This is a genomic window from Rhodoferax sp., from assembly GCF_037143375.1.
In the GTDB taxonomy this organism is placed as follows: domain Bacteria; phylum Pseudomonadota; class Gammaproteobacteria; order Burkholderiales; family Burkholderiaceae_C; genus Rhodoferax.
In genome coordinates this window covers 1-25471 of the sequence record NZ_JBAWYV010000042.1, presented here as the reverse complement: position 1 = coordinate 25471, position 25471 = coordinate 1, and the positions used below count along the sequence as shown (strand labels likewise).

The 25471-nt window shown below is 56.0% G+C and carries 25 protein-coding genes; 11 read left to right on the top strand and 14 right to left on the bottom strand.

The features are described 5' to 3' along the window. Positions 1-74 precede the first annotated feature (74 nt). A complete protein-coding gene (locus WCG50_RS08725) occupies positions 75-1274 on the top strand; it encodes a GNAT family N-acetyltransferase (RefSeq protein ID WP_336899207.1) in 1200 nt (399 codons plus the stop codon). A gap of 20 nt (positions 1275-1294) precedes the next feature. Here the strand turns inward: WCG50_RS08725 and WCG50_RS08720 are convergent, their stop codons facing one another. After that, positions 1295-1801, bottom strand: a complete 507-nt coding sequence (locus WCG50_RS08720; protein ID WP_336899206.1) for a chemotaxis protein CheW — start codon at positions 1799-1801, stop codon at positions 1295-1297. A 94-nt stretch (positions 1802-1895) separates the two neighbouring features. On the opposite strand from WCG50_RS08720, the gene WCG50_RS08715 reads away from it, so the two are divergent. Then, the gene (locus WCG50_RS08715) at positions 1896-2678 is read left to right on the top strand and encodes an alpha/beta fold hydrolase (protein ID WP_336899205.1); all 783 of its coding nucleotides are present in this window, start codon (positions 1896-1898) and stop codon (positions 2676-2678) included. A 109-nt stretch (positions 2679-2787) separates the two neighbouring features. Here the strand turns inward: WCG50_RS08715 and ppa are convergent, their stop codons facing one another. Continuing rightward, positions 2788-3324, bottom strand: coding sequence for an inorganic diphosphatase (gene ppa, locus WCG50_RS08710; protein ID WP_336899204.1), 537 nt, complete (start codon positions 3322-3324; stop codon positions 2788-2790). Between the two features lie 226 nt (positions 3325-3550). On the opposite strand from ppa, the gene WCG50_RS08705 reads away from it, so the two are divergent. From WCG50_RS08705 to WCG50_RS08695, 3 genes are all read left to right on the top strand, one after another. Beyond that, a complete protein-coding gene (locus WCG50_RS08705; protein WP_336899203.1) occupies positions 3551-5629 on the top strand; it encodes a sodium-translocating pyrophosphatase in 2079 nt (692 codons plus the stop codon). Positions 5630-5694: 65 nt separating this feature from the next. After that, complete coding sequence (locus WCG50_RS08700) at positions 5695-6330, top strand: hypothetical protein (RefSeq protein WP_336899202.1); 636 nt, start codon at positions 5695-5697, stop codon at positions 6328-6330. A 64-nt stretch (positions 6331-6394) separates the two neighbouring features. After that, the gene (locus WCG50_RS08695) at positions 6395-6961 is read left to right on the top strand and encodes a hypothetical protein (protein ID WP_336899201.1); all 567 of its coding nucleotides are present in this window, start codon (positions 6395-6397) and stop codon (positions 6959-6961) included. A 37-nt stretch (positions 6962-6998) separates the two neighbouring features. Here WCG50_RS08695 and WCG50_RS08690 read toward each other — a convergent pair whose 3' ends face one another. Beyond that, complete coding sequence (locus tag WCG50_RS08690) at positions 6999-7826, bottom strand: HDOD domain-containing protein (RefSeq protein WP_336899200.1); 828 nt, start codon at positions 7824-7826, stop codon at positions 6999-7001. 220 nt (positions 7827-8046) lie between these two features. On the opposite strand from WCG50_RS08690, the gene moaA reads away from it, so the two are divergent. Genes moaA through glp (WCG50_RS08675) form a run of 3 tightly spaced genes read left to right on the top strand, consistent with a single transcriptional unit; the run spans position 8047 to position 11184 of the window. After that, positions 8047-9207: a GTP 3',8-cyclase MoaA gene (gene moaA / locus WCG50_RS08685; protein ID WP_336899199.1), complete on the top strand. Its 1161-nt coding sequence runs from the start codon at positions 8047-8049 to the stop codon at positions 9205-9207. A gap of 1 nt (position 9208) precedes the next feature. After that, positions 9209-9838 (top strand): molybdenum cofactor guanylyltransferase MobA, encoded by a 630-nt coding sequence (mobA, locus tag WCG50_RS08680; protein ID WP_336899198.1) that lies wholly within the window; start codon positions 9209-9211, stop codon positions 9836-9838. Positions 9839-9843: 5 nt separating this feature from the next. After that, complete coding sequence (gene glp / locus WCG50_RS08675; RefSeq protein ID WP_336899208.1) at positions 9844-11184, top strand: gephyrin-like molybdotransferase Glp; 1341 nt, start codon at positions 9844-9846, stop codon at positions 11182-11184. A gap of 9 nt (positions 11185-11193) precedes the next feature. Here the strand turns inward: glp (WCG50_RS08675) and rnhA are convergent, their stop codons facing one another. Continuing rightward, on the bottom strand, positions 11194-11643 hold the full coding sequence (gene rnhA, locus WCG50_RS08670; RefSeq protein ID WP_336899197.1) for a ribonuclease HI: 450 nt from the start codon (positions 11641-11643) through the stop codon (positions 11194-11196). Next, on the bottom strand, positions 11640-12431 hold the full coding sequence (locus WCG50_RS08665; protein WP_336899196.1) for a methyltransferase domain-containing protein: 792 nt from the start codon (positions 12429-12431) through the stop codon (positions 11640-11642). Before WCG50_RS08665 ends, rnhA begins: the two co-directional genes overlap by 4 nt. On the opposite strand from WCG50_RS08665, the gene gloB reads away from it, so the two are divergent. Next, positions 12430-13197: a hydroxyacylglutathione hydrolase gene (gene gloB, locus WCG50_RS08660; protein ID WP_336899195.1), complete on the top strand. Its 768-nt coding sequence runs from the start codon at positions 12430-12432 to the stop codon at positions 13195-13197. The two genes, WCG50_RS08665 and gloB, sit on opposite strands and share 2 nt — an antisense overlap. Then, entirely contained in the window at positions 13197-14744 is a 1548-nt protein-coding gene (locus WCG50_RS08655; protein ID WP_336899194.1) for a transglycosylase SLT domain-containing protein, read from the top strand. Before gloB ends, WCG50_RS08655 begins: the two co-directional genes overlap by 1 nt. Before the next feature lie 85 nt (positions 14745-14829). Here the strand turns inward: WCG50_RS08655 and WCG50_RS08650 are convergent, their stop codons facing one another. Next, a complete protein-coding gene (locus WCG50_RS08650) occupies positions 14830-15876 on the bottom strand; it encodes an ABC transporter substrate-binding protein (RefSeq protein WP_336899193.1) in 1047 nt (348 codons plus the stop codon). Positions 15877-16112: 236 nt separating this feature from the next. Here WCG50_RS08650 and WCG50_RS08645 point away from each other — a divergent pair, with 236 nt between their 5' ends. Further along, complete coding sequence (locus WCG50_RS08645) at positions 16113-16472, top strand: CZB domain-containing protein (protein WP_336899192.1); 360 nt, start codon at positions 16113-16115, stop codon at positions 16470-16472. A gap of 12 nt (positions 16473-16484) precedes the next feature. Here the strand turns inward: WCG50_RS08645 and clpB are convergent, their stop codons facing one another. The 8 genes from clpB to WCG50_RS08605 all read right to left on the bottom strand — a co-directional run. Next, positions 16485-19085, bottom strand: coding sequence for an ATP-dependent chaperone ClpB (gene clpB, locus WCG50_RS08640; protein WP_336899191.1), 2601 nt, complete (start codon positions 19083-19085; stop codon positions 16485-16487). Between the two features lie 117 nt (positions 19086-19202). Then, on the bottom strand, positions 19203-19733 hold the full coding sequence (locus WCG50_RS08635; RefSeq protein WP_336899190.1) for a molybdenum cofactor biosynthesis protein MoaE: 531 nt from the start codon (positions 19731-19733) through the stop codon (positions 19203-19205). Between the two features lie 4 nt (positions 19734-19737). Then, positions 19738-19989 (bottom strand): MoaD/ThiS family protein, encoded by a 252-nt coding sequence (locus tag WCG50_RS08630; RefSeq protein ID WP_336899189.1) that lies wholly within the window; start codon positions 19987-19989, stop codon positions 19738-19740. After that, positions 19986-21236 (bottom strand): gephyrin-like molybdotransferase Glp, encoded by a 1251-nt coding sequence (gene glp / locus WCG50_RS08625; RefSeq protein ID WP_336899188.1) that lies wholly within the window; start codon positions 21234-21236, stop codon positions 19986-19988. Before glp (WCG50_RS08625) ends, WCG50_RS08630 begins: the two co-directional genes overlap by 4 nt. Next, positions 21233-21766 (bottom strand): molybdopterin-guanine dinucleotide biosynthesis protein B, encoded by a 534-nt coding sequence (mobB, locus tag WCG50_RS08620; protein WP_336899187.1) that lies wholly within the window; start codon positions 21764-21766, stop codon positions 21233-21235. Before mobB ends, glp (WCG50_RS08625) begins: the two co-directional genes overlap by 4 nt. Further along, a complete protein-coding gene (gene thrC, locus WCG50_RS08615) occupies positions 21763-23202 on the bottom strand; it encodes a threonine synthase (protein WP_336899186.1) in 1440 nt (479 codons plus the stop codon). The genes mobB and thrC overlap by 4 nt, the downstream gene beginning before the upstream one ends. After that, the gene (locus WCG50_RS08610; RefSeq protein WP_336899185.1) at positions 23202-24542 is read right to left on the bottom strand and encodes a homoserine dehydrogenase; all 1341 of its coding nucleotides are present in this window, start codon (positions 24540-24542) and stop codon (positions 23202-23204) included. Before WCG50_RS08610 ends, thrC begins: the two co-directional genes overlap by 1 nt. A 71-nt stretch (positions 24543-24613) precedes the next feature. Further along, on the bottom strand, positions 24614-25471 hold an 858-nt coding region (locus WCG50_RS08605), incomplete at its 5' end, for a pyridoxal phosphate-dependent aminotransferase (RefSeq protein ID WP_336899184.1).

Below are 25471 nucleotides of genomic sequence, written 5' to 3'. Positions count from 1 at the left end.
CCAACGACAAAATTAAGTTGGGCAACGCAAAGTTTGAGTGTCATGGTCCGCAGAGGTAAAAGGAATAAAAACAAGTGAAATACGAGTCCAACGATTATGTCATTCGGGTATTGACAGCGCCTCATGAGGTAAATGCGGCGCAATGGAATGAGTTGCTGAGTTGGCAGCCAGAAGCCACGCCATTTATGCGTCATGAGTACCTCACCGCCTTGCACACCAGTGGAAGCGCGACACCGTCAACCGGGTGGTCGCCTCATTTCATCATTTTGGAGTTGAATGGCGCCATGGTGGGCGCCTGCGCGCTCTACCGCAAAACCCACTCCTATGGCGAGTATGTATTCGACCAGTCATGGGCCAATGCTTACGCACAGCATGGCCTTCGCTACTATCCAAAAGCCACCGTGGCCGTGCCGTTCACGCCGGTGCCGGGATCAAGATTGATGGCAAGAACGCCAAAGGACCGGGTGCTGCTGGCAAAGGCCCTGATTCAGTGGTGTGATGCTGAGCAACTTTCTTCGTTACACCTGCTTTTTGCAAGTTCTGATGACTTGAAAGCGTGCGAGGAAGCGGGCATGATGCTGCGCCATACGGTCCAGTTTCACTGGACCAACTCTTCGCCTTCCTTTGAAAATTTCGATTCATTTCTGGCATCGATCACCGCAGAGAAACGCAAAAAGATCCGCCAGGAGCGACGCAAGGTGGCCGATGCAGGCGTGACCTTTCGCTGGTCCTTGGGCACAGACATCACGCTCCATGATTGGGATTTTTTCTACCGTTGCTATGAACGCACCTATCTGGAACATGGCAATGCGCCCTATTTGAGTCGCGAGTTTTTTCAAAGCATGGCCGACACCATGCCAGAGAACTGGTTGCTATTTGTGGCGGAGCAGCAAGGTCGACCAATCGCTACAAGTTTAATAGCTATCAGCGCAAGTAACACGGGGGCTAGAAGCCTAATTGGCTTAAAAAATAGTGAGTTAATCGCTTACGGTCGCTACTGGGGTGCACTGGAGCGGGTGGACTGTCTTCACTTTGAGGCCTGTTATTACCAGCCCCTACAGTGGTGTATTGAGCACGGTTACCAGCGGTTTGAGGGGGGTGCTCAGGGAGAGCACAAAATGGCCCGAGCGCTGTTGCCCATCAAAACGTCCAGTGCCCACTGGCTGGCTCATCCGGGATTTTCAGATGCCGTTGAACAGTATCTGGCGCGAGAAGGTGCGGGAATTGGCGAATACCTTGATGAACTGGTCAAAAGAAGCCCGTTAAAAAACTAGGCGTGAGCCAGCCAGCGATTTCAAGCCATACCCAACTCAGGCCCACTCATTAACGCTTCGATATTCATCACGATAAGCATACGGTCACCCACGGTCGCAAGACCCGTGATAAACCGCGCATCTATGGCGGCCTCGAACTGCGGCGCCGGCTTGATGGTTGCAGAGGTGAGTGTCACCACATCCGAAACTGCGTCGACCACCGCGCCCACAACAGTGCCTCGCACATTCAGAATAATGACCACCGTGAACTCGTCATACGCCACCGTATCGATGTTGAGCTTGAGGCGTAAATCCACAATCGGAACAATGACACCCCGTAAATTAATGACCCCTTTGACGAAAGTCGGCGCATTCACCATGCGGGTGGGTTCCTCGTAGGAGCGAATTTCTTGCACCCGCAAAATGTCGAGGGCGTATTCTTCAGTCCCGAGGCGCAAAGTCAGGTATTGACCGCTGTCTGCCACGGTATTCCCCGTAGGTGACCCGGATTGAATGGCGTTTGAATTTATTTTAGGGGTCATATCCATGGCTTCGGTTCCTGAGCTTTTTTTCGTCGGCAAATGATACACGGACAGAGTAAAACCCCACTGGTCTGCAAGGCGCTTCTTAAAATGCCATCTTATGATTGAAAAAAGAACCATAACCCCGTCATCCGCCCCAAATCCGTGGCTGCTGGCGCTTGAATTCCGCGCACCCTGGGAACTGGGTTCAGTCATACCGGCCTGGCCCTTCTTGCGCCGTGCTCCAACGGGAGACGGTCATTCCGTTATTGTTTTCCCTGGGTTGTCGGCCAGTGATGGATCGACGCTACTCTTGCGAAGTTATATTGAGCAACTCGGGTACGACACATCAGGCTGGAATCAGGGGTTTAACTTTGGCCCGCGTGCGGGTGTGCTGCAAGCGGCCCGCCAGCAAATTTTGGACACTTGGATGGCGACAGGGAAAAAAGTTAGTCTGATTGGTTGGAGCCTGGGTGGCATTTACGCTCGGGAACTTGCCAAGATGCTGCCAGACGCTGTGCGCAGCGTTATCACGTTGGGTACGCCCTTTGCGGGCTCACATGAAAGCACCCACGCATGGCGACTGTTTGAATTAACCAGCGGTCGCGACATCCAGGAGGCGGTCAACCAATTTGATTTGCCAAGTGCGCCACCGGTGCCCACCACCTCCATTTATTCGCGAACCGATGGTGTGGTGGCCTGGCCGGCCAGTATTCAAGCGCCCTGCTCACGCAACCCGCTGACTGAAAACCTGGAAGTGTTCGCCAGCCATTTGGGCTTGGGGCTCAACCCCTCGGCGTGGTGGGCCTTAGCCGACCGACTCTCACAACCGGAAGGTCAGTGGCAACACTTCGAACGTCGACGCGGCTTGCAACGGCTGATTTTCCCGGATCCGCGACGCTAATACGCGCGGTCAATAAAAAAGCGCCTGCCGGTCTAACACCGTAGGCGCTCCATTATTGATAGCTTCTTACGCTTATCACATAAGGGCTAGAGCCTTATTTGGCTAAAAATTATTGTTGTTCTTTGAGGTAGTTGGCCATGCCGTCAGCAATTTCTTTCTTCGCGGACTCAGCGCCTTCCCAACCTTGAACCTTGACCCACTTGCCTTCTTCCAGATCTTTGTAATGTTCAAAGAAGTGAGCAATGGTTTTCAGGCGCACTGGGCTCAAATCTTCAGGCTTTTGCCAGCGAGTGTAAAGCGACAGAACTTTGTCGATGGGCACCGCCAACACTTTGCCGTCTTCGCCAGCTTCGTCGGTCATCTTCAAAATGCCAATAGCGCGGCAGGTCACGACCACACCAGGGATAAGGGGCACAGGTGTGATCACCAACACGTCCACAGGGTCACCGTCACCACTGATAGTTTTAGGCACATAGCCGTAGTTGGTCGGGTAATGCATGGCAGTGCTCATGAAACGATCCACAAAAATGGCGCCAGTGGCTTTATCCACTTCGTATTTGACCGGATCGGCGTTCATCGGGATTTCGATGATCACATTAAATATTTCGGGGGCGTTTTTGCCGGGTGTGACGTTGTCAAGGGACATAGTGCTTCTTCGGTTTAAGTTAAATCAAAAGGGATATCAGATTAACTCTGATTTTACTTACTCGCCACTTGCTGAACTCAAATTCAAGTTTTTTCGCGTTACATTTCTTTCGTTGGCCAATTGCTTGCATCAATTCTGTTTTGATGTTTTTGCGAGGAAGCAACGCAGCGGTGGTGCCCAATGCGTTGCACCACTACCACGCGAAACAACGACAGGAGATATCTATATGACAGGCAACTCAGCGCTGATATTGGCGCTTGTATGCGGGTTCATTGCCGTAGCTTACGGCTTTTGGGCACGCAGTTGGATTCTTTCCCAGGATGCCGGCAATGCGCGAATGCAAGAAATTGCAGCCGCCATTCAAACCGGCGCTGCGGCCTACTTGGCACGTCAATACAAGACCATTGCCATCGTGGGCGTGGTGTTGGCCATTCTGATCTTCTTCTTTCTTGACTCATTAAGTGCCATTGGCTTTGTCGTTGGCGCCGTGTTGTCAGGTGCTTGCGGCTTCATCGGCATGAACGTCTCCGTTCGCGCCAATGTGCGAACCGCCCAAGCCGCCACCAAAGGCATTGGCCCGGCACTGGACGTCGCCTTCCGCGGTGGCGCCATTACCGGCATGCTGGTGGTTGGTCTCGGTCTCTTGGGCGTGACCGGTTTTTACTGGTTTCTGGTGGGCAATGGCAACCTGACACCCGATAAAAATCTGGCGCAAATGCTCAATCCACTGATCGGTTTTGCCTTTGGCTCCTCGTTGATTTCCATCTTTGCCCGCTTGGGCGGCGGCATTTTCACCAAGGGCGCTGACGTTGGTGCTGACCTGGTGGGTAAAGTTGAAGCCGGCATCCCTGAAGATGACCCGCGCAATCCTGCCGTGATTGCCGACAACGTCGGCGACAACGTGGGTGATTGCGCCGGTATGGCGGCCGACTTGTTTGAAACCTATGCCGTCACGCTCATCGCCACCATGGTGCTGGGTGCCCTGGTGATTACCGGTGTCGGCACCAGTGCTGTCATCTATCCGCTTGCCCTCGGTGCGGTGTCCATCGTGGCCTCCATCATTGGCTGCTTCTTCGTCAAGGCATCGCCTGGCATGACCAATGTGATGCCGGCTTTGTACAAGGGTTTGGCCGTTGCCGGTGGCTTGTCGCTGATCGCGTTCTTCTTTGTGACCCAAAGCATGTTGCCCGCGACCATGACCCTGGTTGACGGGAAAGTCATCAGTAGCATGAACCTGTTTTGGGCCTGCTCAGTGGGCCTGATCCTGACCGCAGCCCTCGTCTGGGTCACCGAGTACTACACCGGCACCCAATACGCACCGGTTCAGCACATTGCAGAAGCCTCCACCACCGGTCACGGCACCAACATCATTGCCGGCTTGGGCGTCTCCATGCGCTCTACTGCTTGGCCAGTGATGTTTGTCTGTGTCGCAATCTGGACCGCTTACGCGCTGGCTGGCCTGTACGGTATCGCGATTGCCGCCACCTCCATGCTCAGCATGGCCGGTATTGTGGTGGCCCTGGACGCCTATGGCCCCATCACCGACAACGCTGGCGGCATCGCCGAAATGTCTGAAATGCCAAAAAGCGTGCGCGATATTACTGACCCACTGGATGCTGTGGGCAACACCACCAAAGCCGTGACCAAAGGCTACGCCATCGGCTCTGCCGGTCTGGCCGCACTGGTGCTGTTTGCAGATTACACGCACAAACTCGAAGGCCTGGGTGCCCACATCACCTTTGACTTGAGCAACCCCAAGGTCATCATCGGCCTGTTTATTGGCGGCATGATTCCTTACCTGTTTGGCGCCATGGCTATGGAAGCCGTTGGCCGCGCTGCAGGTTCGGTGGTGGTTGAAGTACGCCGCCAGTTCCGTGAAATCAAAGGCATTATGGAAGGCACCGCCAAGCCAGAATACGATACGGCTGTGGACATGCTGACCACAGCAGCCATCAAGGAAATGATGATCCCTTCATTGTTACCCGTGGTGGCCCCAATTTTGGTTGGCCTGGTTCTTGGACCAACCGCTTTGGGTGGCTTGCTGATGGGAACCATCGTGACCGGCTTGTTTGTAGCTATATCGATGTGTACCGGCGGCGGCGCTTGGGACAATGCCAAAAAATACATCGAAGACGGCCACTTTGGCGGTAAAGGCTCTGAAGCTCACAAAGCTGCAGTAACAGGTGACACAGTAGGCGACCCCTACAAAGACACCGCTGGCCCTGCCATCAACCCGTTGATCAAGATCATCAATATTGTGGCCTTGCTGATCGTTCCAGTGATGATGAAAATTCACGGCGGCTGATCGCTCATCTTTCTTCAAAAAAGCCCGCTTCAGCGGGCTTTTTTGTTGCAATTGAAACCTGATGAATGTCAAATGCAAGTGACACAGCGATCGGTAATATTTGTTTTGGAATATCTCAGGGCACAACATTGAAACCCATCAAATTTCTTCTCAGAATCGGTTTTATATTGCTGTTTTCTTTGTTGAGTTCCTGCTCATCCATGCTTCCTCGGGCCCGCAGTGATTCGTCACCGTTCAAGAGCTTTGACGAAGCAAGTCATGCCATTGACGCCCTGATTCCGATGAAAAGCAATGCAGTTGATCTGTCGAAACTGGGTATTGATCCGGTTCAGCAACCCAATACGGCCATCTTGACGCAGTCCGACATCGTGCGCCGATTTGTTCCAAGCGCGCTGCTTAAAAGAGAAGACCTCGATCCAGGCGTGCTGGCCTGCCTGGAAGCACGCGATGCCTGCCGTGGCTGGGAAATAACAGCGGCACGTATATCAAGAGATCGAACTGGTAATTTCTTTTCGGACTTTACGAATTTTCATCGCCGCACCGAAACGACTGGATGGCGCTTTAATGCCTTGATCTTGCTTGTAAATGATGTTGTGGTTTACCGCGCGTGGAGCGGGCAACCCCGAGTCAATGAAATTGAGGTCAATACCAACCCATTGGGCCCACTGCAGGAGATGGGTCCGGCCTTGGTGACAAAGTAGTTAATACCCACAATCCTGTCAGGTTAATATAAAAGAATTCCGATACCATTTGTTTCAAATCATTATGAAACTCAAGGGAATAATCATCATGTTCAGTTTTCTGAAGCCAAAACGACCTGACAACAGACCTCAACACAGCGCCTTGCCGACATCCGTGTCACCTAACAGTTCGATGCAACCCACTAACCTGCGACGCGAATTAATTCGGGTTGTACTGAAAGATACGCTTCGTCTACAAGGCATTCCTTTTGGCTGGCTGGCCTGCGAAGTCTTGATCATTCCACGTGAACCTGGTGAAGACGCTGTTCATATTCAGTTGATCGTGATGAAATGGAACGAAAAATTACTCCGTTATGCCCTTGCTTTGCAGCATCAATTATTGCTGGGGCTTGACCGGTTTGATCCTTTGGTAGATCACTCGAAATACATCGTTTCCTGGCGGTTTTCGCCTAATTGCGGTTGTCCGTTTACCAAGATGCCAGATCCAAAAACCTGGTTGCAAAGTGATGCACCCCAGACTGCGGACGAACCTCTTTCAGTTCTCGACCGCCGCCATGCCAGACGACCTGCCGCAGAGCCTGAAAAACACTCCGATGACTATTTACCCACTCAACTGACGCCCCTGCAGTAAGCCGTGAGTTTGCGGGGGCATGCCTCAGCCGCCGTGGTTATACCAACACAGCTACTTCGGCCTTAGAAGTCCAGTTAATTGGCTCTTGCTGAAGTGCCATGTCGATGTCAATGCCCAAAGCCAGCGCGACCACATCCGGGAAAGAATCAATCAAATCCTCCTCGTTGTAGTTAGCTTCCTTGGCACGAGCGCGCCAAGCTGACAAATGAAGAATTCCCGCCATAGGCTCGTAGACATCATTTTCAAAGGGTGCGTTTTGGTGTTCCAGTGCATCGACGATGGGTTGTGGAAATTGCCAGTTTCGTGCAAAACCTGCGCCCACATCCGCAAAACAATAACCCAATAATTTGCGCTCGGCTGAAGCACGTTTGAGTCCAAGGGCCGGTATTTTCTGGTTCAGAACCGCGAGTTCTTTGGGCAGGCCCAAATGCATGACCAGTTCACCCGTCGCGTGGATCAAGCCAGCCGTAAAGGCGGCGGGTTGATTTTGCCGAACCATGCCTGCCAGCGCGCGCGCCAGTTTGGCGGTGTTCAGGCTGTAGCGCCAAAATTGGTTCATATCGACACCCGCAATAGCCGTAAAAGCCCCGGCGACCGCCGCAGCAGTCGCCAGCGTGCGGACCTGAGCCAGCCCCATGAGCGCCAAGGCTTCAGAGACACTGCTGATTTTGTTGGCAAACTGAAACTGTGCTGAATTAGCCAGGCGCAGCAAACGCGTCGCAAGTATCGGATCGGTATTGATCAACTGGCTGATTTTCCGCAGGTCAGGCTCATCCTGGTCCAGTTCATTGAGAAGCAACGCAATGACCTTGGGAATGCTGGGCAGCGCCTCATTGGAAGCCAGTAATTCTTCAAGAGTTAACAAAGAATCCCCCCTGTTCAGTTTGGTAAGTGGACATGATTATGTGCCAGCCCTTCAAACGAAAACGTGACAAAATTCGAAATTTTGGCGCGTCGGTTTAGAACGCTACAAATCGAGTGTCACCAAGACGGTGAGTGCCCGTTTCTTTAACCCGAATTCAACCGAAAACGAAACTGATAATTATGTTCGCAGCGTTCTCCAGAATCCAACTTTTGACCGTTAAATGACTGATAGAAACACTCCAATCGTCATCCCGCTGATTGACCAGCGATTGGCCTCGTTGCCCATTCCTGCTTCCGCTTTTTCGACGGCTATCCGTCTGGATGCCAACGATCTGTTGGTCGATACGCGTCAGCGTCCCTTGCGCGATTTGCGCATCAGTGTGACCGACCGCTGCAACTTCCGCTGCAACTACTGCATGCCCAAGGAAATTTTTGACAAGGACTATGCGTATTTGCCCCACAGCGATCTGCTCTCGTTCGAGGAAATTACCCGCATGGCCAAAGTCTTTGTGGCCCACGGGGTGCAAAAAATCCGACTGACGGGGGGTGAACCGCTGCTGCGTAAAAACATTGAGCGACTGATTGAACAACTCTCTGAACTGCGCACGCTGGACGGCCGGCCGCTGGACCTGACGCTCACGACTAACGGCTCCCTGTTGGCGCGCAAAGCACATGCCCTCAAAGCGGCGGGGCTGCAGCGCGTCACAGTCAGTCTGGATGGGCTGGACGATGCCGTTTTTCGAAGCATGAACGACGTGGATTTCCCCGTGTCTGCTGTGCTGGCCGGCATTGAGGCGGCTCAGGCGGCAGGTCTGGGGCCGATCAAGATCAATATGGTGGTCAAGCGCGGTACCAACGAGCATGAAATTTTGCCGATGGCGCGTCGCTTCATGGGCTCAGGCATCGTGCTGCGCTTCATCGAATACATGGATGTCGGTGCCACCAACGGTTGGCGCATGAACGAGGTGCTGCCTTCGGCCGAGGTGGTCAAGCTGATTCACGCCGAGTTGCCGTTGGTGCAACTCGACCCCACTCAGCCAGGCGAAACTGCCGAGCGCTGGGGTTTTGCCAATGCAGCTGGACAACACGACCCGGCCAAAGGGGAGATTGGCGTGATCAGCAGCGTGACGCAAGCTTTTTGCGGCGACTGCAACCGTGCCCGCCTGTCCACCGAGGGCAAGCTCTTCCTGTGCCTTTTTGCCGCCCAGGGCTACGATTTGCGTTCCATCATTCGTGCCAATGATTCAGACACTGACCTGAGTGCTGCCATTACCCATATCTGGCAGGGCCGCACCGACCGTTACTCTGAACTGAGAAGCGCCCTCGCCCCCGATGCTGGCGCCGGGGTTCGCCGCGTTGAAATGAGCTACATAGGAGGCTGACTTGATCAACCCAAATGACATTACCGGACTGATTCTGGCGGGTGGCCGGGGCTCCCGCATGGGCGGCGTCGACAAAGGACTACAAACCTTCAACGGCATGCCTCTGGCCTTGCACACCCTCACGCGCCTGCAGATGGGCGGTGGCGTGGGCCACGTCATGATCAACGCCAACCGCAATCTCTCGGCTTATGAGTCGTTCGGCGCGTCGGTCTGGCCGGATGGACTGGCCGACTATGCCGGACCACTGGCCGGGTTTTTGACTGGTCTGGAGCGCTGTGAAACCCCTTATCTGGTCACCGTGCCGTGCGACACACCCTTGTTGCCGCTGGACCTGGTGCCCCGACTGGCCCAGGCACTGGAGGCCGAGGACGCTGACATTGCGATGGCGGCCGCCCCAGAAATCGACAAATCGGGACAGGTACAGGTGCGTACCCAGCCGGTTTTTTGCCTGCTTCGGGTGGAGTTGCTGGAGAGCTTGCTGAAGTTCACTCAGGAGGGCGGGCGCAAGATCGACGCCTGGACCGCGCTGCATAAAACAGCAGTGGTTCCCTTTGATTTACCGGGCGACGATTTGAATGCCTTTTGCAACACCAACACGTTGGCTGAACTGCGTCAACTCGAAAACAACTGAGCATGATGAAGACCATTGACAGCATTGCCGCTGAACTGCAGGGCTACGACCCTCAGGCCTTGAGCGCTGAAACCGTGAACGCCTTTTTGTCACGGCTGGTGGAGCCTGTCACCGAGCAGGAAAGCGTTGGCATTTTTCAAGCCTTGGGCCGGGTGTTGTCGCAAAACGTGATCTCGCCCATCAGTGTGCCACCGCACGACAACTCGGCGATGGATGGCTACGCCTTTAACGGCGCACAACTGTCGTCCCAAGCGCTGAGCCTGAAAGTGCTGGGCACGGCCATGGCCGGCAAAGCGTGGTCAGGTGTAGCGGGACCGGGCGAGTGCGTAAAGATCATGACCGGAGCCATCATGCCTGCAGGCCTGGATACGGTGGTACCGCAAGAGTTTGTGAGTTGTGAGGGAGACACCGTCACGATTCCGGCCGGTTTACTGAAAGTCGGGGACAACCGACGCGAGTTGGGTGAAGACCTCATGCAAGGCCAGCCGGCGCTACTAAAAGGGGAGCTACTCACGCCCGCTGCACTTGGGCTACTGGCCAGTTTGGGTATAAATTCCGTGCCGGTATGGCGCAAACTTCGGGTCGCCTATTTTTCTACGGGCGACGAGATTTTGAGCCTGGGCGAGGCACCGCGCGAAGGGGCTGTGTACGACAGCAACCGCTACACCGTGTTTGGTTTGCTGACCCGCTTGGGTTGCGAAGTGATCGACATGGGTGTGGTGCGCGACGAACCCGCATTGCTGGAAGCGGCGTTCGTTCACGGCGCTCTGGAAGCCGACGCCATCATCACCAGCGGCGGGGTAAGCGTTGGCGAGGCTGACTACACCAAGGCCATGATGAAAAAACTGGGCGATGTGGCCTTCTGGAAGATCGCCATGCGGCCTGGCCGCCCGATGGCCGTGGGCCAAATTATCAGAGCCAAATTAGCCTCTAGCCCTTATGCAGCAAGCGCAAGCAGCTATTTTAAAAATAGCAATAAAGCGCTTTCTGGCTCGGCTGTTCTTTTTGGCTTGCCCGGCAACCCGGTTGCGGTCATGGTGACTTTTCTGGCCTTTGTTCGCCCTGCCCTGTTGCAGATGATGGGCAGCACCGCGCAGCAACCACCACTCCTGAAAGCGCGCAGTAGCGAAGTGATTCGCAAAAAACCGGGGCGTACCGAATACCAGCGCGGCACCGTCAGCACAGCCGCCGATGGTTCGCTGCACGTCAAAACTACCGGCAACCAGGGTTCGGGCGTTCTCAGTTCCATGGTTCAAGCCAACGGCCTGATCGTCCTGCATCACGCCCAAGGCAACGTGGCCGTGGGCGATGAGGTTGATGTGATGATGTTTGACGGGTCGATTTAACGATTTATTTCAGCGTGTGCGCAAGGCCACCTCGACGCCGCGGTTGGCCAGCATGTCAGCGTGTTCGTTGCCGGGGTCCCCGTTGTGGCCGCGAACCCAGCGCCAATCAATCTTGTGACCCGAGGTGCTGACCAACGTGTCAAGGCGCTGCCAGAGATCGACGTTCTTGACAGGCTGCTTGGCCGCTGTTTTCCAGCCGCGTGCTTTCCAGCCCGAAATCCACTCGGTGATGCCCTTCAGCACATACTGACTGTCCACATGCAGCGTCACATGGCAGGGGCGTTTCAAGGCGCTGAGAGCCTCAATCACGGCCATCATTTCCATGCGGTTGTTGGTGGTTTCCATTTCGCCGCCAAACAACTCTTTTTGCGAATCTTCAGATTTCAGCAGTGCGCCCCAACCACCCGGACCGGGGTTGCCTTTGCAGGCGCCATCGGTGTAAATAACAATCGCGTTCAATCCATTTTCCTTTTATCTTGTTCAAACAGGGTTCTAGCCACCGTCACTGTTGTGCTGTTAGCTACTGAAACAGGAGCAGACACCATCGCCAGTGATGACTTCCAGCGAGGACTTAGCAAGGTCATGCCGCGCACCCGCTTGACCGCCACCAGGAAATACACCGCACCAAGAATCGGCCAGCAGCGTTCGCCCACCGAGTCCATCCAGTCAAAGTGCTGCAGCCATTTTCCACTTTTGAGCGCTGGCCGATAGCAGCCAAAACGCACCACTTCTACCTCAAAACCCAATAACCGAAGCCAGTCTCGCAAGCGCCAGTAGCCAATGAAATCACTTGCTTCAGGCATAAACAACTCCCCACAACCCATACGGTGCAGCAAGTGGGCCCGGCGTTGACTCAGTCCCCAAAGCGAAGCCGGGTTGAGGCCGCAAATCACGACTCGTCCTTCGGGTACCAGCACCCGTTCCACCTCGCGCAAGGTGGTGTGCGGGTCGTTCGCCAACTCCAGGGTGTGTGGCAACACGACCAAGTCCAGGCTTCGCGCCGGGAACGGAAGGGCCGAAAAATCGGTCACGATGGCCGCACCCGGTGTAGGGGCTTGGGTCGCTAGCCAACGGTGTGGCATGCGGTTGGTCGCCAGCGCGTCCAAGCCGGGCAAACCGAGCTGCAAGGCATGAAATCCAAAGATATTCGCCACCGCCTGATCAAGCTGTTCACGCTCCCACGCAAGCAGGTAGCGCCCGGGTGACGACTCGAACCAATTGTGCTTCCCTATAATTTGACCGCTCATGAAGTTAATTCCACTCCCCGCTTTCGACGATAACTACATCTGGATGTTGCAAGACGGAAGTCAAGCCTTGGTGGTTGACCCCGGCGCTGCACAACCCGTGCTGGAGGCCTTGCAGCACTTCAAGGTGCAACTCGCAGCCATTCTAGTCACGCACCATCACCTTGATCACACCGGGGGTGTCGACGCTTTGCGTCAAGCCACGGGTGCCCGTGTTTATGGCCCGTCCCGCGAAGTCATGCCGGAGCCACTGACGCGTCTGGACGGAGGTGACACCGTGCAAGCGCTCGGACTTACTTTTCAGGTTCTGGATGTCCCCGGCCACACTGCGGGTCACATCGCTTATTACTGCGCAGACATGGATGGCGCACCCCTGCTGTTTTGCGGCGACACCTTGTTCAGTGGTGGTTGTGGCCGCTTGTTTGAAGGCAGTCCGGCGCAAATGCTGGCCTCTCTGGACGTGCTGGCCGCCATGCCTGACGCCACCCGCGTCTGCTGCACCCACGAATACACCTTGAGCAACCTGAAATTTGCCAAGGTGGTCGACCCCGACAACCAAGCTTTGGCCGACTACACGGCTGCCGCCCTTGCCCTACGCGCACAGCACCTGCCCACCTTGCCCTCGACGGTGGGTCTGGAGCGTCAAATCAACCCATTTTTGCGTACTCGCCAACCCGCCCTCATTCAGGCGGCTCAAAGCTTTGACGCAAGCGCCCATGATGAAGTCAGCCTGTTTGCCGCGCTTCGTCAGTGGAAAAACAAGTTTTAATGAAAATTCTCTCCCTCATTGGCCTCGCCAGCCTGCTCTGGCTAACGGGTTGTGCGACCTCGAATTTATCGACATCGCCCGACCTTGCAGCCGAAAGCAGCCCGGTGGCGGCTGTCCTCAAATTACCGGCCACACCGGCCCTAACGCCCCGTAAATCATTCATCCCGGGCGGCGCCTTGCAGCCAATTTCAGTGGGCCAAGTCAACTCACTCGGCGTCGCTCAACTGTCCCCACCGGCCGATTTATGGGAGCGCATGCGCCTGGGCTTTGGCATGTCCGAGCTAGACACAGAACTGGTGCATGACCGCGAACAGTGGTACAGCGCCCGGCCAGACTACATACTTCGAATGACCGAGCGCTCACGCAAATACCTGTTCCATATAGTTGAAGAGCTCGAGTTGCGCAACATGCCCACCGAGTTGGCGCTGCTGCCCTTTGTGGAGAGCGCCTTCAACCCGCAGGCGGTCTCAAGCGCCAAGGCCGCAGGCATGTGGCAGTTCATGCCCGCCACCGGTAAAAATTTCGAGCTCAAGCAAAACGCTTTTCGGGATGACCGGCGTGATGTGTTGGCATCTACCCGCGCCGCGCTGGACTACCTTCAAAAACTCCACGGCATGTTTGGCGACTGGGAACTGGCGCTTGCCGCCTACAACTGGGGCGAGGGTAGCGTCGGCAAAGCCATTGCCAAGAACAAGCGGGCTGGCCTGGGCTTGGGCTACAGCGACCTCAGCATGCCCAACGAAACCCGCTATTACGTGCCCAAGTTGCTGGCACTGAAAAACATTATTTCGAATCCGGAAGCGTTTAACTCGCGCTTGCCTTTGATTGAAAACCACCCATATTTTCAGACAGTAGACATCAAGCGCGACATCGATGTGGCAGTGGCCGCCAAGCTGGCCGAAATATCAGTTGATGACTTCAAGGCGCTTAATCCGTCAGCCAACCGTCCCGTCATTTTTGCAGCAGGCACGCCTCAAATCTTGTTGCCTTGGGACAATGCGACCACCTTTCAAACCAACCTTGAAGTTTTTGCTGGTGGCCGACTGGCCACCTGGACGGTGTGGGTCGCCCCCAGCACCATGAAACCGGCGGATGCCGCCAAGCGCGTAGGCATGAGCGAAGCAGAACTGCGCAGTGTCAACAACATTCCAGCGAGGATGGTGATCAAGGCCGGCTCCAGCTTGCTTGTGACGCGCTCGCACCTGCTGGAGACCGATGTCACCAGCCATGTGGCGGACAATGGTCAACTCTCGCTTGGGCCGGAGGTGGTGTTGAACCGCACCACGATCAAGGCAGGAAAAAAGGACACCGTGGCAAGCATTGCAAACCGCTACCGGGTCAGCCCGAACAGTGTGGCCGAGTGGAACAGCATCAGCGCTACATCTTCCTTTAAGGCCGGCCAACAAATCGTGATGTTTCTACCGGGCCGACTCAAGTCGGCGAGTCCCGCCCGTGTGACGGTAAGCAAAGCCAAGGGCAAACCTAAAGCGACGACCCAACTCGCCCGGAAAAAATCGACAAAAGCCATGCGCGTTGCCAAGCATTAAGACCAAAACAAGCTGAAGCCCCCGAATTACTTGCGTCGGTAGCTATTTTTTAAGTAGCAACGTGGACCCCGGCAACATCGTGTCGTCAGGCATTGAACTGCTCTTTGGCTTTCTTTGCAAAATCATTCACGTAAGTTGATGCAATCACGATTTTTTCGACCTTCACGCTGGTGTCGAAACTGGCCAGCACCTTCAAGGCGGTGCGTGGACCCTCCTCATTCATCATGCCATCTGGCGATATGGCTTCGCGGACCTTATTGAAAGCAGCTAGATACAAGGCCCGGTCGCCCAACAAATAAGCGTCAGGTACGGTTTTCAGGATGTCGCTGGGCCCGGCCGTTTGGAGCCACTTCAGGCTGTGCACCATGGCGTTCGTCAGGGCTTGCACGGTATTGGGATATTTTTGAATGAACTCGACAGGTGCGTACAGGCAGCCTGCGGGCATGCTGCCACCAAATACATCGTGAGTGCCTTTGAGGGTGCGGGTATCGGCAATGATGCGGATTTCGCCTTTTTGCTCCAGCATGGTCATCACGGGGTCGACGTTGCTCAGGGCATCAATCTGGCCCGAGCGCAATGAAAACAGCGCTCCAGCGGCAGTGCCAACACCCATAAAACTGACATCGCCCGGTTTAAGCCCCGCACGCGACAAAATCAGATTAGCCATCATATTGGTCGTAGTGCCGGGAGCCGATATACCGATTTTTTTACCCTTGAGGTCAGCCACCGACTGGTATTGGGGCATTGTCTTGCTCGAAATACCCATGGAGATGGCCGGTGCACGGCCCTGCAAAACAAAGGCCTGAAATTTTTGTCCTGAGGATTGCAAACTGATGGTGTGCACAAAAGCACCCGACACCACGTCCGCCGAGCCGCCAACCACCGCCTGCAAGGCCTTGGGGCCATCAGCAAAATCACTGATTACAACGTCAAGTCCTTCAGCCTTGAAATAGCCGAGCTGATCGGCAATCGTGAGAGGCAGGTAATAAAAAGACGCTTTACCGCCAACAGCAATCGATATTTTGGTTTTTTCCAAACGGGACTGAGCCCAAATTTTGGGCACCACCAATGAGGTGGCTGACAAAGCCGTTGCAGCTGCAAACGTGCGACGATTCAACGGGACGCTGTACAAAGTTACTCCTCTCAATTTATCTTATTTATTTCAAGTGAGAAGCTTAGCCCTAGCGGTTGAATTTCGCATCGGGATCATCCCGACAGGGTTTGTACTTAGTCCTTAACTCCGAATGCCCGTCAAACCCAGCATTGAAGTGGGCTGGTTGCTGATTGCATAGCCGCTTTATTCTTGCGAATACCTGCGCCCTGTTGCGGCCTACACTTGAGTCTGAAATTATTAAGGCCCAACACGAAATGACAATGGATCTAAACCTCGCCATAGCCGTGCATTCCGAATGGAAAGCCCTCTTGCTGGCAGCGATCATCAACAACGAAACGCTGGATACCGCCTCGATTGCCAAAGACAATTGCTGTGAACTCGGCAAATGGCTACACACGAATGCCAAAGCCCACTTCGGCTCATTGCCAAGCTTTGAAGCGTGCGTCGTCAAACACGCCAAATTTCACATCGAAGCGTCCAAAGTGGCCGCTGCCATCAACACCAAGAAGTACCCGGACGCCCTCGCCATGCTGAACGCTGGCACGGCCTACAGCGCAGCCTCCAGTGCGGTGCAGGTCGCCATTAATAACCTGAAGACTGAAGCCGGCCTGTAACCGGCTCTGCGCTTAGCGCGCCAACCGATCGAAGCTGAACTGCCCCGGGCTTCGAATAGGGTCCACATCCACGGGTATCACGTCCTTAGGCAAGAACCGGCCTTCCAGCAGCAGTTTGGACAAGGGGTTTTCAATCCGTTGCTGAATCGCACGCTTCAAGGGGCGAGCGCCAAAAACCGGGTCAAAACCGACCTTCGCCAACTCGGCCAATGCGGCAGGCGATACCTCTAACGTCAAATCCATCTTGGCGAGGCGGGCTTGCAGAACCTGAATCTGAATACCTGCAATTTTGGCAATGTGCGAGGCGTCCAGTGAGTGGAAGACGACGGTCTCGTCAATCCGGTTTAAAAACTCGGGCCGGAAGTGATTTTTCAATTCCCCCGTCACGGCATCCTTGATGTCCTCATAGTCCTGCCCCACCATGCTCTGGATCAGGTGCGAACCAATGTTGCTGGTCATCACGATCACCGTGTTTTTGAAATCCACGGTGCGGCCCTGGCCATCCGTCAGACGACCATCGTCCAGAACCTGGAGCAGCACGTTGAAAACATCGGAGTGGGCTTTTTCCACCTCGTCGAGCAGCAGCACGCTGTAGGGTTTGCGGCGCACAGCTTCGGTCAGATAACCGCCCTCCTCGTAGCCCACGTAGCCCGGAGGTGCGCCGATCAGTCGGGCCACCGAATGTTTCTCCATGAACTCGCTCATGTCGATGCGTACCAAATGGTCTTCACTGTCAAACAGGAAGCCCGCCAGCGCTTTGCACAACTCGGTCTTGCCAACGCCCGTGGGGCCTAGAAACAGGAAGGAACCCGTGGGTCGGTTTGGATCTGACAAGCCGGAGCGAGAACGGCGAATAGCGTTGGACACAGCCGCAATGGCTTCTTCCTGTCCGACCACGCGTTGATGCAGCTTGACCTCCATTTGCAGCAATTTATCTCGCTCACCCTGCAACATTTTGCTAACCGGAATCCCGGTGGCGCGGCTCACCACTTCAGCGATTTCTTCGGCGCCCACTTGGGTGCGCAGCAAACGAGGCGCGGCGCCCTCTCCGCGTGTTTCTTCTTTGGCTTGCACTTCCTGCAGTCTTTTTTCTAACGCCGGCAACTTGCCGTATTGCAACTCGGCGACCTTGTTGAAATCACCTTTGCGTGTGAATTCCTCAATCTGAAATTTGAGCTTTTCGATCTCTTCGCGCACCTGACCACTGCCCAAAGCGCTGGCTTTCTCGGCCTTCCAGATTTCATCCAGATCGGCAATCTCTTTTTGGAGTGTTTTGATCTCGTCATTGATCAACTCAAAACGCTTTTGTGAGGATTCATCCTTTTCACGCCGCACCGCTTCACGCTCGATCTGCAACTGAATCAAGCGCCGATCCAGCTTATCCATAACCTCAGGCTTGGAGTCCATCTCGATCTTGACCTTGGAGGCCGCTTCGTCGATCAGGTCAATCGCCTTGTCCGGCAAAAAGCGGTCGGTGATGTAGCGGTGACTCAATTCGGCTGCGGCCACGATGGCTGGGTCGGTGATCTCGACGTTGTGGTGTTTTTCGTAGCGCTCTTTCAGACCACGCAGAATGGCAATGGTGGCTTCGACTGAAGGCTCACCGACCAGGATTTTCTGAAAACGGCGCTCCAGCGCTGCGTCTTTCTCCACATATTTACGGTATTCGTCGAGCGTGGTGGCACCCACGCAGTGCAACTCACCCCGGGCCAGTGCGGGCTTGAGCATGTTGCCGGCATCCATCGCCCCTTCGGCTTTGCCTGCGCCCACCATGGTGTGGAGTTCATCGATAAAAACGATGGTCTGACCTTCGTCCTTGGCCAAGTCCTTGAGCACATTTTTCAGGCGCTCTTCAAACTCACCCCGAAACTTGGCACCGGCCAGCAGCGAAGCCATGTCGAGCGACAGCACACGTTTGCCTTTCAGCGACTCAGGTACTTCGCCCGCCACAATGCGCTGTGCCAAGCCTTCGACAATGGCGGTCTTGCCGACGCCGGGCTCACCGATCAGCACCGGGTTATTTTTAGTGCGGCGCTGCAGCACCTGAATGGCGCGGCGGATTTCGTCATCACGACCGATCACCGGGTCCAATTTACCCATACGGGCACGCTCGGTGAGATCAACACAGTATTTCTTGAGCGATTCGCGCTGGTCTTCGGCATCGGCACTGTCTACGTTCTGACCACCGCGCACGGCTTCTATCGCAGACTCCAACGACTTGCGTGTGAGCCCGTTTTCTTTCACGATGCGCCCGATTTCCTGCTTGTTGTCGGTGAGCGCCAGCAAGAACAACTCACCGGCAACAAACTGGTCGCCGCGTTTGAGGGCTTCTTTTTCGGCTGCTTGCAACAGCGTGACCATGTCGCGCCCCACTTGCACCTGCTCCTGGCCGTGCACTTCGGGCAACTTCTTCATGGCCGCCTCGGCCGCCGTCAGCAAACCCTGCACATTGACGCCAGCCCGTTGCAGCAAGGACTTGGGACCATCTTCCTGGCGCAACATGGCGATCAGGACGTGGGCGGGTTCAATGTAGGCGTGGTCGTTGGCCAGGGCCAGTGACTGGGCATCGCCCAAGGATTCCTGGAATTTGGTGGTGAATTTTTCTGGTCTCATGGCAATCCTTTTAATTCTTGATCAGCTTGATGCTGATGGAGAATTTTCAAGGGTTGAGCCCGACTTTGACGTTGACTTTAATCAATTTAGGCGAAAGCCGTGCTGACCTCACCCGCCTCAGAAATTGCTCGACACGATGCCCCATTTGGCCAGCGCGGCATCGTCGGTGACCCGTGCATCAACCCAGCGCGCGCCTTCGGGCGTTTGTTCTTTTTTCCAGAACGGCGCTTGCGTTTTGAGGTAGTCCATCAAAAACTCACAGGCCTGAAAGCTCTCACCCCGATGGGCCGAAGTCACCGCCACCAACACGATCTGATCAAGCGGCTGCAGCAAGCCCACACGGTGAATAACGCGGGCCCCCAAAATATCAAAACGCTGGTGCGCCTGATCGATCATGGCTTCGATCGATTTTTCGGTCATGCCGGGGTAATGCTCCAACTCCATGCTGCTGATGCTACCGGGGGTTCCCGCAGTGCGGTCGCGCACGGTGCCCACAAAACTGCACACCGCACCGACACCGGCATCGCCGGCACGCAGGCGGGCGATCTCGGTGCTGAGGTCGAAATCGCCGCTTTGAATGACCACGCGAGGCGCTCCTTGAAGCGCCGTCTGCTCTGCAGGAACACCTGACACGGGGTGCTGGTCCATGGCTTTATCCGCCCGTCACCGGCGGGAAAAAAGCCACTTCGGCACCTTCCACCAGAGCCGTCGATTCGTCGTGCATGACCTGGTTGAGCGCGATGCGGACCGAACGACCCCGTGCCAGGCTCTCGGCATGGGCACCGCCCCGCGCAATCAGTTGGTCGCGAAGCGCAGCAAGTGTCACTGCGGTGGTGACCACCGATTCGCTGGAAAGCCCAATGGTCTCGCGAATGGAGGCGAAATACTTGACGGTCACGTTCATCCCAGCAACTCCGAAAAAGGAATAAAACGAACCACATCACCATGGGCAATGGTCTTACCGGGTGGGTTGTCCACCAAGCCATCGCCCCACACTGCAGAGGTCAGCACGCCCGAACTTTGGTTAGGAAACAAATCCAGCCCACCCGCCTGGTTGCGCCGTGCCCGCAGAAATTCTTGGCGTTTATCGGCTCTAGCCCAGGTGAAATGGGCGGTAGCAGCTATAGATTCAGGAGCAACTTCAGCCACCCCTTGCAGTCGGAGCAAAAAGGGCCGTACCAGCAACAAAAAGGTGACAAAGCTCGACACCGGGTTGCCGGGCAGTCCGATGAAGTGAGCCTCCTGCACGCGCCCATGCGCAAACGGCTTACCGGGCTTGATGGCGATTTGCCACAAATCAAGCGTGCCCAGCGTCTGCACCGCCGGCTTGATGTGGTCTTCTTCGCCCACCGAGACACCCCCGCTGGTCAAGATCAGGTCATGGTGTTGCGCCGCTGATTGCAGCGCGTCCACCGTAGCCGCCAAACGGTCGGGCACGATGCCCAGGTCGGTCACATCGCAGCCAAGGCGCACCAGAAGCGCGCGCAAAAAGAAACGATTGGAGTTGTAAATGGTGCCGGGTTTCATCAGCTCCGGGGCCACATCGCCCGGCATCACCAGCTCGTCACCGGTCGAAAATAAAGCCACCCGAGGGCGCCGCACCAAGGGCAATAAATTTATGCCAATACTGGCCGCTAGCCCAAGCGAAGCGGGCGTAAGTCGCTCACCTTTTGAGAGCACCACAGCACCCTTCGTCACGTCCTCACCCGCGCGGCGAATCCACTGCCCCAAGGCGGGCAGCATTTTTATCAGAACGTGGGCCGGTTCTCCCGCCGCTTGAATGAGGTCGCAGTCTTCCTGCATCACCACGGCATCGGCACCCGGTGGAATGGGTGCACCGGTAAATATGCGGGCTACGCTCATCGCTTGCAAAGCCTCACCGACCGAGCCAGCGGCGATGCGTTGCGTGACCGCGAGCGGGGTGGCGGTGTGCTGCGCCGCCAACACATCGGCATGGCGCACGGCATAGCCATCCATGGAACTGTTGTCTTGCGACGGTACCTGCAAGCCCGAGACGATGTCTTGCGCCAGCACCCGGCCATCAGCCTCAAAAGTTGAGACCCATTCAATGGCTTCAAGCGGCTGGGCATTGCCCAGCAACTCGGCCAGGGCTGCGTCCAAAGGTTTCAAAGGCGCGCGGGGCACACTCATGCAAAATTCTCCAGGCGGTAGTCAAACCGGTCGGCATGGGTGGTCAGCCAGTCGGCCACCGCGTCGGCGTTGTTGAGGTCGAGTACCGGCAACTGGGTCGCGGTGGGTAACTGTTCAGGCGAGTCGGTGGCCACCGCCACGATAAAGTCGTCGTCGCTGTAGCGCGCGGGTTTGTTGGACTGCGCCCGCCAGACCTCGATCTTGAGCAAATCAGACTCTTTGTAGCCTTCGACCAGCACCCAGTCGACGCCCTCGTAGAGTTCGGCAATCAAGTGATGCACCGTGAGTTGCCCGGGTTGTTCAAACTCCCGCATCAGTGCCAGCCGGGTGTCAGACGCTACCACCACCTCAAACGCACCGGCCTCACGGTGACGGTGCGTGTCTTTGCCGACATGGTCGATGTCAAAGCGGTGATGGGCGTGCTTGACGACCGACACGCGCAAGCCTTTGAGCTTCAACACCGGGATCAAACGCTCGACCAGCGTGGTTTTCCCGGAGCCGGAAAAACCGGCAAAACCCACCACCTTCATGGGCAATGCTGCGTGATGTAGGCCTTGACCGCCTCGGCATCGGCTGCCATGCGGGTAACCCGCTTGGGCAAGGCTTCGATGCCTTCAAATCTCGCAGGCCGATCCGGTTCCCGACCGAGCGCTTCCACGATGGTTTCGGCAAACTTGATGGGCAAGGCCGTTTCCAGGACGATCATCGGGACACCCGATTTCAAGTGCTGACGCGCCACTTTGACGGCATCAGCCGTGTGGGTGTCGATCATCACACCAAAGCGCTCAAACGTGTCCTTGATGGTGGCCAAACGGTCAGCATGCGTGCTCTTGCCGCTCTCGAAGCCGTAACGCGTAGCGGCTTGCGTGAAGGCAGGGTCGGCCGACAAATCAAAGCGCCCGTCTTGTGTCAGCGCATCACTGAACAGCGACTTGACACGGTTACCGTCACGACCCAGCAAATCAAACACAAAGCGCTCAAAGTTGGAGGCTTTGGAAATATCCATCGACGGGCTGGAGGTTTCGTGCGTATCGGCACTGCCGCGCACGCGGTAAACACCGGTACGGAAGAACTCATCGAGCACGTCGTTTTCGTTGGTGGCAACCACCAGTTTGTCGATCGGCAGGCCCATCATGCGGGCCACATGACCGGCGCAGACATTGCCAAAGTTGCCCGAAGGCACGGTGAAGCTGACCTTCTCGGTGTTGACTTTGGTGGCCTGAAAGTAGCCGGCAAAGTAATACACCACCTGCGCCATCAGGCGTGCCCAGTTGATGGAGTTGACGGTGCCGATTTTGTATTTGCGTTTGAAGTCGAGGTCATTGGAGACCGCCTTGACCATGTCCTGGCAATCGTCAAACACACCATCGACCGCGATGTTGTGAATGTTGTCGTCCATCAGGCTGAACATCTGTGCTTGCTGAAACGGGCTCATGCGCCCAAAAGGGCTGGTCATGAAGACCCGAACGCCTTTTTTGCCGCGCATGGCGTACTCGGCCGCGCTGCCGGTGTCGCCGCTGGTGGCGCCCAAAATGTTGAGTTCTTCGCCCCGGCGCGCCAACTCGTATTCAAACAAATTGCCCAGCAATTGCATGGCCATGTCTTTGAACGCCAGCGTCGGGCCGTTGGACAGGCCTTCAAGCCACAAGTCGTTTTCAAGATGGCGCAAGGGCACGATTTCACCGGTGCCAAAGATGGCGGCGGTGTAGGTTTTTTGGCACAAAGCGCGCAGGTCGGTGGCCGGAATATCGTCAATGTAGAGCGACAGGACTTCAAAGGCCAATTCGTCGTAACCCTGCTCGTGGTAAACCTTGCGCCAGCGCTCCAGCGTGCCATCGCTCACCTTGGGGTAGCTTTCTGGCAAGTACAAACCACCGTCAGGCGCGAGGCCTTCGAGCAGAATTTCACAAAAACGTTTGCGCGGCGCGGCGTCGGTGGCAGCAGCCCGGGTAGACAGGTATTTCATCAGGCCAACTCTTCCTTGCGAATACGGGTGATGGGCTCCAACACGGTCGGCAAAGCCTTCATCTGGGCCAGAGCAGCATTCATTTTGGCCTCGACACAGTCGTGCGTGAGAATAATGACGTCGGTTTGCGGCACTTGAACCGCACCCGCAGCACCTTCGCGACCGATTTCATCGGCTTCACGCTGCAATACGGCATCAATACTGATACCGGAATCGGCCAGAATGCCCGTTACTTTGGCCAGCACACCGGCTTCGTCCGCCACGCGCAGGCGCAGGTAGTAGCTGGTCACCACGTCGCTCATCGGCAGCACCGGCACGTCGCTCATCGAATTCGGCTGGAAAGCCAGATGCGGCACGCGGTTCAGTGGGTCGGCAGTGTGCAGACGCGTGATATCGACCAGGTCGGCAATGACCGCGCTGGCGGTAGGCTCGGAACCGGCGCCCTTGCCGTAATAGAGCGTGGTGCCGACGGCATCGCCTTGCACCATGACGGCGTTCATCGCGCCTTCGACATTGGCGATCAAGCGCTTGGCGGGCACCAGGGTTGGGTGCACGCGCAACTCGATGCCCTTGGCTGTGCGCTTGGTGATGCCCAACAATTTGATACGGTAGCCCAACTGCTCGGCGTAACGAATGTCGGCGGCGCCCAATTTGGTGATGCCTTCAATATAGGCTTTGTCGAACTGCACCGGGATGCCAAACGCGATGGCCGACATGATGGTGGCCTTGTGCGCGGCGTCCACGCCTTCGATGTCAAAGGTCGGATCGGCTTCGGCGTAGCCCAGCGCTTGCGCCTGCTTGAGCACCACGGAGAAATCGAGGCCCTTGTCGCGCATCTCACTCAGGATGAAGTTGGTGGTGCCATTGATGATGCCGGCAATCCACTGGATGCTGTTGGCGGTCAGACCCTCACGCAGCGCCTTGATGATCGGGATGCCGCCAGCCACAGCGGCTTCAAACGCCACCATCACGCCCTTGGCGGAAGCGGCAGCAAAAATCTCGGTGCCATGCACGGCCAGCAAGGCCTTGTTGGCGGTCACAACGTGTTTGCCAGCGGCAATGGCTTCCAGCACCAGCGTCTTGGCAATGCCGTATCCACCGATCAACTCGATCACGATGTCAATATCGGGGTTGGCGATGATGGCGCGGGCATCGCTAACCACCTGAACGCCCTCACCCACCATGCTTTGGGCCCGCGCCACATCCAGATCGGCCACCATGGTGATCTCAATGCCGCGGCCAGCACGGCGCTTGATTTCTTCCTGATTACGGCGCAACACATTGAACGTGCCCGAACCCACAACACCCATGCCCATCAGGCCTACTTGAATCGATTTCATAAAATATTTAAGTTAAATTGGCTTGTAGCCCCCGTGCTATCTGCGCGAGTAGCTATTAAAAATATAGCGATTTAATTGCTATGGCGTTTTCGGTAGATTTCAAGAAACTTGGCAACCCGGCTGATCGCCTCGCGCAAATCGTCTTCATGCGGGAGAAAAACAATCCTGAAATGGTCGGGCGCTGTCCAGTTAAAACCGGTGCCCTGCACCAGCATCACCTTGGTTTCCTGCAACAGTTCCAGAAAAAATTGTTGGTCGTTCACGATCGGGTACATCGTCGGATCGAGCTTGGGGAACATGTACAAAGCCGCCGTTGGCTTGACACACGTCACGCCCGGAATAGCTGTGATCAACTCGTAAGCCAAGTCACGTTGACGGCGCAGACGACCGCCCTCGCGCACCAGCTCATTGATGCTTTGGTGACCACCTAAAGCGGTCTGGATCGCCCACTGGCCCGGAACGTTGGAACACAGTCGCATATTCGAGAGCATGTTCAGGCCTTCGATGTAATCCTTCGCGGGCTTCTTGTCGCCCGAGACCACCATCCAGCCCGCACGGTAACCGCACGAACGGTAGCTTTTGGAGAGCGAGTTGAAGGTGAGCGTCAGCACATCGTCTGACAAACTGCCGATGGCGGTGTGCTTGGCATCGTCGTACAACATCTTGTCATACACCTCGTCGGCAAAAATCACCAAACCGTGCTCGCGGGCGATCGCCACAATCGCTTTGAGCAACTCGTCGGAGTACAGCGCCCCGGTCGGGTTGTTGGGGTTGATGACCACGATGCCTTTGGTGCGCGGTGTGATCTTGGCTCGAATATCGTTCAAATCAGGCATCCAGCCATTGGCTTCATCGCACAGATAGTGCACCGGCGTTCCGCCCGAAAGGCTCGCCGCAGCCGTCCACAGTGGGTAATCCGGTGACGGCAA

Bases quoted from the DNA above. Each gene is read 5' to 3' on its own strand.
- mobB (WP_336899187.1), bottom strand. From the start codon at position 21,766: ATGAAGGTGGTGGGTTTTGCCGGTTTTTCCGGCTCCGGGAAAACCACG.
- WCG50_RS08610 (WP_336899185.1), bottom strand. From the start codon at position 24,542: ATGAAATCGATTCAAGTAGGCCTGATGGGCATGGGTGTTGTGGGTTCG.
- thrC (WP_336899186.1), bottom strand. From the start codon at position 23,202: ATGAAATACCTGTCTACCCGGGCTGCTGCCACCGACGCCGCGCCGCGC.
- clpB (WP_336899191.1), bottom strand. From the start codon at position 19,085: ATGAGACCAGAAAAATTCACCACCAAATTCCAGGAATCCTTGGGCGAT.
- glp (WP_336899208.1), top strand. From the start codon at position 9,844: ATGAAGACCATTGACAGCATTGCCGCTGAACTGCAGGGCTACGACCCT.
- WCG50_RS08715 (WP_336899205.1), top strand. From the start codon at position 1,896: ATGATTGAAAAAAGAACCATAACCCCGTCATCCGCCCCAAATCCGTGG.
- WCG50_RS08645 (WP_336899192.1), top strand. From the start codon at position 16,113: ATGACAATGGATCTAAACCTCGCCATAGCCGTGCATTCCGAATGGAAA.
- WCG50_RS08655 (WP_336899194.1), top strand. From the start codon at position 13,197: ATGAAAATTCTCTCCCTCATTGGCCTCGCCAGCCTGCTCTGGCTAACG.
- WCG50_RS08695 (WP_336899201.1), top strand. From the start codon at position 6,395: ATGAAACTCAAGGGAATAATCATCATGTTCAGTTTTCTGAAGCCAAAA.
- WCG50_RS08705 (WP_336899203.1), top strand. From the start codon at position 3,551: ATGACAGGCAACTCAGCGCTGATATTGGCGCTTGTATGCGGGTTCATT.
- WCG50_RS08630 (WP_336899189.1), bottom strand. From the start codon at position 19,989: ATGAACGTGACCGTCAAGTATTTCGCCTCCATTCGCGAGACCATTGGG.
- WCG50_RS08720 (WP_336899206.1), bottom strand. From the start codon at position 1,801: ATGGATATGACCCCTAAAATAAATTCAAACGCCATTCAATCCGGGTCA.
- gloB (WP_336899195.1), top strand. From the start codon at position 12,430: ATGAAGTTAATTCCACTCCCCGCTTTCGACGATAACTACATCTGGATG.
- moaA (WP_336899199.1), top strand. From the start codon at position 8,047: ATGACTGATAGAAACACTCCAATCGTCATCCCGCTGATTGACCAGCGA.
- ppa (WP_336899204.1), bottom strand. From the start codon at position 3,324: ATGTCCCTTGACAACGTCACACCCGGCAAAAACGCCCCCGAAATATTT.
- glp (WP_336899188.1), bottom strand. From the start codon at position 21,236: ATGAGTGTGCCCCGCGCGCCTTTGAAACCTTTGGACGCAGCCCTGGCC.
- WCG50_RS08700 (WP_336899202.1), top strand. From the start codon at position 5,695: ATGTCAAATGCAAGTGACACAGCGATCGGTAATATTTGTTTTGGAATA.
- WCG50_RS08635 (WP_336899190.1), bottom strand. From the start codon at position 19,733: ATGGACCAGCACCCCGTGTCAGGTGTTCCTGCAGAGCAGACGGCGCTT.
- WCG50_RS08665 (WP_336899196.1), bottom strand. From the start codon at position 12,431: ATGAGCGGTCAAATTATAGGGAAGCACAATTGGTTCGAGTCGTCACCC.